This window comes from Limosilactobacillus urinaemulieris, from assembly GCF_014838745.1.
GTDB lineage: Bacteria > Bacillota > Bacilli > Lactobacillales > Lactobacillaceae > Limosilactobacillus > Limosilactobacillus urinaemulieris.
Genome location: NZ_JABUXR010000007.1, coordinates 80733 through 90957, shown reverse-complemented (window position 1 = coordinate 90957; position 10225 = coordinate 80733). Strand labels below are relative to the sequence as shown.

At 39.4% G+C, this 10225-nt stretch carries 10 protein-coding genes; 9 read left to right on the top strand and 1 reads right to left on the bottom strand.

The window, feature by feature from the left end; genetic code table 11:
- The 8 genes from HUK45_RS05120 to HUK45_RS05085 all read left to right on the top strand — a co-directional run.
- Positions 1-108, top strand: a 108-nt coding sequence (locus HUK45_RS05120) for a transposase (RefSeq protein ID WP_191911388.1), incomplete at its 5' end; no start/stop codon positions are given.
- A 394-nt stretch (positions 109-502) separates the two neighbouring features.
- The gene (locus HUK45_RS05115; protein ID WP_191911387.1) at positions 503-943 is read left to right on the top strand and encodes a hypothetical protein; all 441 of its coding nucleotides are present in this window, start codon (positions 503-505) and stop codon (positions 941-943) included.
- A gap of 17 nt (positions 944-960) precedes the next feature.
- Positions 961-1695 (top strand): MMPL family transporter, encoded by a 735-nt coding sequence (locus tag HUK45_RS05110; protein ID WP_191911386.1) that lies wholly within the window; start codon positions 961-963, stop codon positions 1693-1695.
- A gap of 361 nt (positions 1696-2056) precedes the next feature.
- On the top strand, positions 2057-4291 hold the full coding sequence (gene nrdD / locus HUK45_RS05105) for an anaerobic ribonucleoside-triphosphate reductase (RefSeq protein ID WP_191911385.1): 2235 nt from the start codon (positions 2057-2059) through the stop codon (positions 4289-4291).
- 12 nt (positions 4292-4303) lie between these two features.
- Entirely contained in the window at positions 4304-4891 is a 588-nt protein-coding gene (nrdG, locus tag HUK45_RS05100; RefSeq protein ID WP_102169087.1) for an anaerobic ribonucleoside-triphosphate reductase activating protein, read from the top strand.
- A gap of 12 nt (positions 4892-4903) precedes the next feature.
- Entirely contained in the window at positions 4904-5905 is a 1002-nt protein-coding gene (locus tag HUK45_RS05095; RefSeq protein WP_191911384.1) for a SufD family Fe-S cluster assembly protein, read from the top strand.
- Between the two features lie 354 nt (positions 5906-6259).
- Positions 6260-6955 carry an aggregation-promoting factor gene (gene apf / locus HUK45_RS05090; RefSeq protein WP_191911383.1) on the top strand — a complete coding sequence of 232 codons (696 nt, stop codon included), beginning with the start codon at positions 6260-6262 and terminating at the stop codon, positions 6953-6955.
- A gap of 365 nt (positions 6956-7320) precedes the next feature.
- Entirely contained in the window at positions 7321-7692 is a 372-nt protein-coding gene (locus HUK45_RS05085) for a heavy metal-binding domain-containing protein (RefSeq protein WP_413230821.1), read from the top strand.
- 58 nt (positions 7693-7750) lie between these two features.
- On the opposite strand, the gene HUK45_RS05080 is transcribed toward HUK45_RS05085, so the two are convergent.
- Positions 7751-8263: an acyl-CoA thioesterase gene (locus HUK45_RS05080; RefSeq protein ID WP_191911393.1), complete on the bottom strand. Its 513-nt coding sequence runs from the start codon at positions 8261-8263 to the stop codon at positions 7751-7753.
- A gap of 178 nt (positions 8264-8441) precedes the next feature.
- Here HUK45_RS05080 and HUK45_RS05075 point away from each other — a divergent pair, with 178 nt between their 5' ends.
- Positions 8442-10139 (top strand): phosphoenolpyruvate carboxykinase, encoded by a 1698-nt coding sequence (locus tag HUK45_RS05075; RefSeq protein ID WP_191911382.1) that lies wholly within the window; start codon positions 8442-8444, stop codon positions 10137-10139.
- Positions 10140-10225 lie beyond the last annotated feature (86 nt).

Genomic DNA, 10225 nt, shown 5'->3' with positions numbered 1-10225 from the left:
GGCCCCTTAGAAGGAATCAATCGAAAAATTAAAGCACTCAAACGAACCTGTTATGGTTTTGCCAATCAAAAATTTTTCTTTTTAAGAATTGATTGTCTTTTTGTATAAAAAATACCACCCATATTTCTGTGAGTGGTATCGATATCCATCAATACCAGTTGACAGATACCCGAAAAAATTTGCTGTAAGCAACGTAAGCACACCATACCAACACGCCTATATTTAATTTTTCAGATCTCCTATACTGAAATTATCAGTAAGGAGGTCTTTTTCTATGGAAGAAAAATGAAATTATAATGCCTAGTTTTACCACTAAGGCAAAATCGTCAAATAAGCGTAAGCAAGAATCATCAGCTAAAGCAAAACGAAGTCGACCACATTTAGCTGCTTAAATGACAATAGATAGTGTGCCTACATTACACGGTAAAAAGAGAAAATCAAAGTTAATCTATAATCCAATATTTATTCGCAAATTTCCCGATAGCTTCTCCTAATTCTTCTGGTGAGGCTTTTATTTTACCTTGCAGCCAGTCAATTAAATCAAGGAACAAGTCAGCTAGCGGGAGCATTAACCACGATTAACCAGCAAGTTCCAATATTTAGCCAAGGGATTAGCCAACTAACTAGCGGGAGTAGTGAACTGGTTCGTACTGGAAATCAGCTAAGGGCAGCTGGCACTCAATTGGCTAGTGGAGGTCAACAGTTAAATGGTGGCATTAATCAAGTTAACGGTGGGGTTCAACAACTAAATCACCAACTACAAGCAATGTCCAGTCAGTTAAGTCAGCTAGAAACCGGCTTAAACCAGGCAATTGGCGGATTAGATAAAGTTCAAAATGGAATTAGTGAGGTCCAGTTATATCTTGGTGAATTAAGAAACTCACCAGCAGGTAACCAGTTAAACATTCCACAAAATAAGCTTAATAATAGTGATCTTTTGTAACTTCATACAATACTTATATGAATAAAAATCGTCAATTAACACAATTATCAGTAGTCTTAAAAGCTGATCCTAATAGCCATGCTGCTGCCAAAACAGTTAAGCAACTTGAAAAAGATGTTAAAGCACAGATAAAAGCGACATCATTAAGTAAGGCCAAGTTGGCAATTGGTGGTCAAACGTCACAAAATCTTGATCTTGAGACGTTATCTCAGGGAGACTTCACACGGACTGCTATGATCATGATTATTGGTATTGGGATTGCTTTACTGTTCTTTACGCGGTCAGTTCTTCAACCAATGGTGATTATTGCTACTCTGGTTGGAACCTACTATACTGCCATTAATCTAACAACCCTTATTGCACAGCACTTGCTTCATGAGCAAATGTTAACGTGGAATGCACCCTTTTTTACCTTTATTATGCTTGTCGCGCTAGGAGTCGATTACAGCATTTTCTTGATGATGCGTTATCGAGATGAAGAACTAGTGGATCCCGGCAATCAGGTTAAGCATATTCTACAATCTGCAACCGTTATTGGTACTGTTGTGATGTCGGCAATTATTATTTTGAGTGGAACCTTTGCTGCTCTAATCCCATCTGGAATCATGACTTTAATTCAGGTTGCGATTGCTGTGATTCTTGGCTTGATGATTTTGGTAACCGTATTGCCAATTATCATGTCTGCATATGTTAAGCTAACTTATGATTCACGAGTTAATAAGGGAATCAAAATAAAAAGCAATACAAAATAACCGTAAATTTAGACCTCTCCACTGAATTTTATTAAAGTGATCAGTTAAGGATTAGCTATACATGAATTGTTTTTCATATATCCAGATTAATAAATTCTTAGTTAGGTGATTTATCTATTGATAATATGAGAAAGAGAAAAAAGACGGATTTTCAATACAAAATTCAGGAGAAAGTTAATAAGGCAGGACTTTGTACTTTATCATTCTTAATTAGATTGTCTCAATTGAGTAAAAATCACAATAAATAGTAGATATAATATCCCACCCCCCTACATATTGTGCTGGGGAAGTCAACCTTTCTCTTCAATTTATTCAATAGTAAGATAGCAATCGTTAAACAATAAAAGAGGGGTCTGCAGAAATGAAAATAGAGTTAATGAATGATACAAGTTTACAAGATCTTACCGATGTAAAGGTTGTAAAGCGTGACGGCACTGAGACACCCTTTTACGGCTATAAGATTGACTTAGTGTTAAAAGAACTAGCTGCTGATGATAAAACGAAAGCTGCTGTTTACCAAGAGCTGCTCTCCTTTATGGGAAAGAAAACAGTTTCTACGATTGAAATTGCACAGGCATTTATTTCGGGGCTAAAGAAAGCAGACCAAAACATTTTGGCCCAAAAATATGTTAACTATCGCCGTCAAGACGAAGAAAACTTCGCGGAAGCAACTGATCCGCAATACAAGCTTAGTCAATTGTTTGACCGCAATTCTCGAGTTGTCCACGAAAACGCGAATAAGGATAGTCACGTTTTTAATACGCAACGGGATCTGGAAGCAGGGGTCGTTAGCCGTGCTTTGGGATTGAGAATGTTACCTGACTTAGTTGCTAAGGCGCATTTACGTGGCGATATTCACTGGCATGATTTGGACTATTCACCAGTGACTCCCGAAACTAATTGTTGTCTGATTGACTTTGATGAAATGTTCAAAAATGGCTTCAAAATTGGGAATGCTTGGGTTTCTTCACCACGTTCAATTCAAACGGCAACTGCCCAGATGTCCCAAATCATTGCAAACGTAGCTTCGTTACAATATGGTGGTTGTTCCGCTAACCGGATTGACCAATTATTGGAACCATATGCTAAATTGAATTACCAAAAGCATATGAAGGATGCTAAGGAGTGGATTGCTCCTGAAAAGCGGGAAGAATTTGCTCGGGCGAAGACAAAGAAGGATATCTATGATGCAATGCAGACCCTGGAATATGAGATCAACACTCTATATTCAAGCCAGGGTCAAACACCATTTACCACAATCAACTTTGGTCTAGGAACCAGTTGGATTAGTCGGGAAATCCAAAAAGCAATTTTGAAGATCCGAATTAAGGGATTGGGGAAAGAACACCGGACGGCAATCTTCCCTAAATTGATTTTTACACTAAAGCGTGGACTAAACTTACAACCTGGTGATCCAAATTATGATATTAAGCAGCTTGCACTTGAATGTTCAACTAAGCGGATGTACCCGGACCTATTAATGTACGATAAAATCAAAGAAATCACTGGTAGTTTTAAGACGCCAATGGGATGTCGTTCGTTCTTACAAGGGTGGAAAGACCCGGAAACTGGTAAAGAGGTTAATTCTGGTCGAATGAATCTTGGAGTTGTAACGGTTAACTTACCGCGGATTGCCCTTGAAGCTCAAGGTGATAAGGAACTCTTTTGGCAAATTTTCCAAGAAAAGATGAATATTTGTCACACTGCCTTGAAGTACCGAATTGCCCGGACAAAGCAGGCTAAGCCCGAAAATGCGCCATTGCTTTACATGTACGGTGCGTTTGGTAAGCGACTAAAGCGGACTGATAGTGTTGATGAAGTCTTTAAGAATAGCCGAGCAACTATTTCTTTGGGATACATTGGATTATATGAAGTTTGCACTACTTTTTATGGTTCAAATTGGGAATATAACCAGGAAGCTCATGACTTTGCGGTTTCGATTGCTAAGGCGATGCATGAACTTTGTGCTAAGTGGGAAAGTGAAGAGGGCTACCATTATAGTCTTTACTCAACTCCTGCTGAATCATTAACTGATACTTTCTGTCAAGATGACCTCAAGAAGTTTGGTCGGATTGAAGATGTTACTGATAAGGAATATTACACTAATAGTTTCCACTATGATGTTCGCAAGCACCCAACACCATTTGAAAAGCTAGAATTTGAAGAAGCATTTCCATACCAAGCTGCAGGTGGCTTTATCCACTATTGCGAATATCCAAACCTTCGCCAAAATCCTAAGGCGCTCGAAGCAGTTTGGGACTGGGCGTATGATCATGTCGGTTACTTAGGAACAAATACTGCAATTGATCAATGCTTTAAGTGTGGGTTTAAAGGTGAGTTTGAGGCAACCGCACGTGGATTTAAGTGTCCGCAATGTGGAAACCATGATCCAGCAACGTGTGATGTTGTTAAGCGGACTTGTGGCTACTTAGGTAATCCACAACAGCGGCCAATGGTTCATGGTCGGCACGAGGAAATCATCCACCGAGTAAAGCATATGAGTTCTTCAATGATTAAGTCGGCTGCTCAGTTTGAACAAAATCGTCAATTCGATTCAAAAGAAGATCGGGCTGCCATTAATGGCGATCAAATTTAGTGGGGGATTAAAATGGTAGAGAAAAGACCGCAAAGATTACCCAAAAATCCACAACCAAAGGAATGGTTAGCAAAGGATCATTCACTTCAATACGTAGCGGACTATAAGCCATTTAATTTTGTTGATGGTGAAGGGGTTCGTTGCAGTGTTTATGTTAGTGGTTGTTTATTTAATTGTCCGGGTTGCTACAATAAGGCGGCACAAAACTTCCACTATGGGCAGCCTTATACTCAGGAACTTGAAGATCAGATAATGGAGGATCTTTCGCAAAGCTATGTTCAGGGGCTTACTCTTCTTGGTGGCGAACCGTTCTTAAACACCCAGGTTTGTTTAAAGTTAATTCATCGACTACGAAAGGAATTCGGCCATACTAAAGATATTTGGTCATGGTCTGGGTATACCTGGGAGGAATTATTAAAGGATTCTGATGATAAACTGGAAATGCTTCATAATATTGATATCTTGGTTGATGGCCGGTTTTTATTGGCAAAAAAGGATCTGACCTTACAATTCCGGGGTAGCTCCAATCAACGAATTATTGATGTTCCGAAGTCATTCGCTAGTGGCAAGGTAGTCATTTGGGATAAGTTAGTCCATTAACAGGTGAGATTAATGAATGAAGAATTATTGAAGACTGTCCAAAAGGCTAGCCAGGGGCAACCAGACTGGCTACAAAAGAAACGTTCATTAGCAATAATGCTGCAAAAACGGTTTCCGTTAGCCAATCAGCAACAAGCATGGTTAACAAAGTGGCAACAACCAAATCTTGCTGCCAATGATGAACCTTCGTTGCTGAATCATGACGGGGATGATTTTGTGGCACTGCCAATTAACCTAGCCGTTCAGAAATATCCCGAATTATTACAGGAAAACTTGATGGAGAAAGCAGTTCGTTGGCAGGACAACCAGTTGAACGCACTTCACCTGGCGTTGATGGATACTGGGCAATTTATTTATGTTCCAGATAATACAAAATTAGAGGAACCATTGAAAATTGGGTTAGTTACGAGGAGCAATAATCCGCATAATCTAATTATTGTTGGTGCAGGCGCTCAGGTAACGATTATTGAAGAGAGTAGTTATGAAACGCAGGCTCCGTTATACGCTGCTACTGAAATTTTGCTGGGAACGGGAGCTCAGGTGAAGTTCTGCCAAAATAACCGTTATTATGGTGATTTAGTTCGTCAAGCGGTTCATTCTTATCAAGCACGTGGTTCGAAGCTTGAGATTGAAGGGGTTATTCCAGAGAATCAGCATGGATACAGTAGCTTTTATAGTTTTCTTGATGGTTCTGATGCACATTGGAATGTCCAGCTAGCTTCGATGGTTGAGGCTGACTGCCAGCAAGAGGTGGTTACTCAGGTTGATGGCTACGGTGAAAACACTAGTGCCCAAGTAAATGAGTGGGGATGGGTTGATTCCAATGCTCAAATAAAGTGGGGGAAATTAGCCACTGTGGATGAGGAACCATTAGAGCTTCATCAACACCGCATTATTGCTAGTAGTGATAGGATAATGGTTGATGATCAAGAAAAGGCTCCCCGTTTTAATGCTTCTGGTGACTTCTTTAAGGCGCAATTACCAGCCGATTCATGGTTAGTGCGTCACTCTTAGTTACAAAACGGTTACAAAAACGCACAAAATAGTGATAAAAAGGCTAAATTAACGATCAAAAATCCTTAATTTAGCCTTTTTTATTTTTCTTTATTACAAAATATATTTTATAAATGATTTGATAAAGAAAGACACTTGAACCGCTTGCTACTGGGATCCGTTATCATTTCTCAGGAGTGAAAATAAACCTTTTGTTACATCAGATTACGGAAAAGGCTGAAATTGATAATCTGTGGTAACTACCGTGTAATTTTAATCGTGTATATTAGAAACCGTTGATGAGGTCATCAACAACTTAAATTAATAATTAGAAATTTGAAACAACATTTGAGAAAAGGAAGGTATTTCATTTATATGAATAAGTTATCGAAGAACATCGCTAAAGTTACAGCTGCTGTAGCCGGGGTTGTTGCCTTAGGTACTATCGCAACTACCACAACCGCTAACGCCGACTCAATTTACACGGTGCAAAGCGGTGACACCTTATCAGGAATTTCATATAAGTTAGGTCATGATTTAACTTTTGTTGATACATTAGCTTCAAACAACAACATTGCTAACAAGAACTTGATCTACGTTGGTCAAAAGTTAGTAATTAAGGATGACGGTGAAGTTGCACCTGCTACTCAACAACAAGTTGAAACCTTACCATCAGCAAATACTGCTAACCAAACTAGTTCTGCAGCTACCTCAACTAGTGCTGCTAGTCAAAGCCAAGCACAACCACAACAAGCTGCTTCAGCAAATACTCAGGCACAAACAGCAACTGCAACAACTTCAGCAAGCAATGCTGCAAGTTACAGTAACTACACATCAAGCGTAGCCGGTAATGATGCTGCCGCAAAGGCATGGATTGCTGCCCGTGAATCAGGTGGTAACTACGGTGCCCAAAACGGTCAATACATTGGTAAGTACCAATTATCCGCATCATACCTTAACGGTGACTACTCCGCCGCAAACCAAGAACGAGTAGCCGACCAATACGTAGCTAGCCGTTACGGTTCCTGGAGTGCCGCACAATCATTCTGGCAATCACACGGTTGGTACTAATTAGAGCGTGAGCAGGATAAAAAAGTCCTGTAAGACAACAATTTCTCCCGACTGGGTGCTGAAAGCACCTGGGAGGGAGTTTGTTGTCTCTAAGGGCTTTCCTGCGAACGCGTTTCGGCTATGCTGCCGAAAAATATCTTGAGTGAATTTAGAGTGAACGCGTTTCGGCTATGTTGCCTAAAACAATTTCCCCTGCCGAGGGCGACTTGCGCCTAGGCAGGGGTTTGTTATCTCTAAGGGCTTTCCTGCGAACGTATTTCAGTAATAAAATAGTAAAAAACTTTCGATAATAGTGTTGTCCATTATTATCGAAAGTTTTTGTTATAATCTAAATACAATAATCTATGAATAGGTGTGGGAGATAAATGCTGTTTAAGTCAAAAAATGATCAGGAATCAATTGATCGTGCTAAAAAAATGTATGGAGCAGGAATAAATCGTGGCCTAGCAGGCTTCGTTTCTCAGGGGCGAAAGAAGAAAAAACAGTCAGTAATTAGTGAATTCGATGAAATTACTTTAACAACGACTGAAAAAATTCCAGAGAACGATTACAGGATCATTGGAGTAGTATTTGGAACCGCTAATGGGGAAGAGAAAACGTCTGCCCATGAGCAAGCAATTAAAGTATTACGGGATAAGGCCAAACAAGTAGGAGCAGATGTAGTAGTAGCAATGCGTTTTGAGTCCACATCTTCAACGGTTACGGCATATGGGACTGCAGTTAAAATAGTCAAATAAATACTTAACGGCTTCTCAACTTTCAAATCATTTCGGGAGTTGAGGAGCCGTTATTAAATTAAATTTTCCATGGCTTATCTTTACTGATTGAGTTAATAATTGCTGCTTGTTTTTGGCGATTTTCTTTTCGATGTTGGCGACGAGCTGCATAGCCAGCTACCATTACTTTTTGCTCTGCTGTTTGTGGAATCAATTGGTCGTACTGGATTACTTTTTTAGGGTCTTGGATCACGTAAGTCATGAAGCAGGAAAAGCCGATGAAACGTTCACCAGTCATCAAGTGTTCACCAATGACTTTGACGAACACTTCTAATGATCTATGGCCAACACCTGTAACATAGGCTTCCATGCACATTGAGTCTTGGAGTTGAAATGGTTTAAGAAATTGAACATGGTCCATAGCGGCAGTCACGACAGTTGAGCGGGTGACACGCATTGCGGCAACAGATGCTTCACCGTCTACTAGCTCTAAAATCCGTCCGCCAAAAACGGTTCCGTGTTCATTTAGATCGGCATTGAAAACACGGTGCAGAGAGACGGCGAGGGTTTCATTACAATTTATCTTCATTATTCATGGTTCTCCTTAAAAATATTTACTTATAGTTTATTTTAGCATAGTTAAGAAACCGTTTTCTTTAATAAAATTTGGTATTTTATGTAAATAAATGAAATTTTGTTAATATTTTTTTCATCTCTCTCTTAAAAATATACTATAATAGAGACACTACGGAGATGAAAGGATGAGATTAATGTCAAAAGACAGTCAGATTATTGATACTAAGTCACTATATGTAAATCCTGAACGTGGAGTAGCGACCTTAAATTACAGTCAAAATTACTTCACTGATATTCCTTCATTAGTAAATAGTGATGAAGTAAAGCAAATCGTTAAATTATACTTGGATTCACGAAACCCTGATAATGATGATGATGCTTTTGATAATGCCAGTGTTGATAAGTTTATCGATGTATTAAAGAAGATCCTTTTTGACGATGATAGTGCCTTTGATGAATATGATCCTAAAGATATCTTAGCTAGTGTCGAAGAATTGTATTCATACTATCGTTCATTATTGCGGGTTTCTGTTATCAGTTACAATGATAATAAAATCGTTGGTAACGAATTCCGGACTATTGATACCCAATTTAATGATTTGGTACGAAAGCTTTACCGGATTCTTGAAGAAAAACTTCAAGGCTTTGAAAACCGGACTTACCGACAAGTCAATGCGGCAACTAACGCTACAATTTTAGTTCAACAACATGATTGGAAGATTCCTGCTGGTTATGAAGAACTGCGTGACATTGATTTCATCAATACCGTAATGCTCCGGCCACCAATGATGATGCATACTAAGAGTAACAAGCGGGAAGGTGTCTTCTCAGCTGTAGAAGAGAACCCGGTCGATCGTTTCCATGGTGAACGGGGTAAGTGGTTCTGCTATCCAGCTAAGATTGGTGAAAGTCTTGCCTTCATCTACTTTAACGTTGACTACTTAGTAAACGGGATTGCTCTTTCAAACTTGTTTGAATTAGCATCACCCGAAGAAGTTGAAGGACAAAAGCCAGATCTTGTTGTTCTCTTTGGCCTTGAAAAGACTGAGGGAATGGTTTCACACTATTACCACGATGAGAAGAACGATATTTGGGTTGGTGAAGTACCATATACTGACAAGACCACTTACTTTGGTTACATGAAGAAGATGTGCTTGACCGTTCATAACCTTCACCAAATTTACAATGGTCGTTTGCCAATTCACGGTTCAATGTTAAAGATCAAGTTCACTAATGGTAAGGAAAAGAACGTTGTCTTCTTTGGGGACTCCGGTGCCGGGAAGTCAGAATCAATCGAAGCCTTACAAGAATTAGCTGATGATAAGATTGTCAGCATGGAAACCATTTTTGATGATATGGGAAGCTTTACCTTAACTGATGATGGTCACATCTATGCACAAGGTACAGAAACTGGTGCCTTTGTTCGTTTGGACGACTTGAGCAGTGCGGTTGCATTTAACAACATGGACCGTGGGGTATACTTGAACCCAGAACGGAAGAATGCCCGGGTTATTATTCCAGCTGATACTTACCAAAATGTTGTTAAGCACCATCATATTGACATGTGGTTGTATGCTAACAACTATAGCGATCAAGTTGGAATTCACCGCTTTGACACTAAGGAAGAAGCTGAAAAAGTCTTTATTGCTGGTCAACGGAAGGCCTTGGGAACAACTGATGAAGTTGGGATGAGTAAGACCTTCTTTGCTAACCCATTTGGTCCTGTTCAAGAACCAGAAAAGACTAAGCCAGTTATCGACAAGGTCTTCACTGAACTATTTAATAAGGGAGTTTATGTTGGTGAAATCTTCACTCACCTTGGAAATGACAAGTTTAAGGATGCATTGAAGGAGTCTGCCTCTGAATTGCTCGATGTTTTGATGAATAACTAAATTCAAATTACAAAGACGTCAATAATTGAAATAGTCCTGTAACATTTACGTGTTATGGGGCTTTTTTTAGCTTAAAATCGGGATTT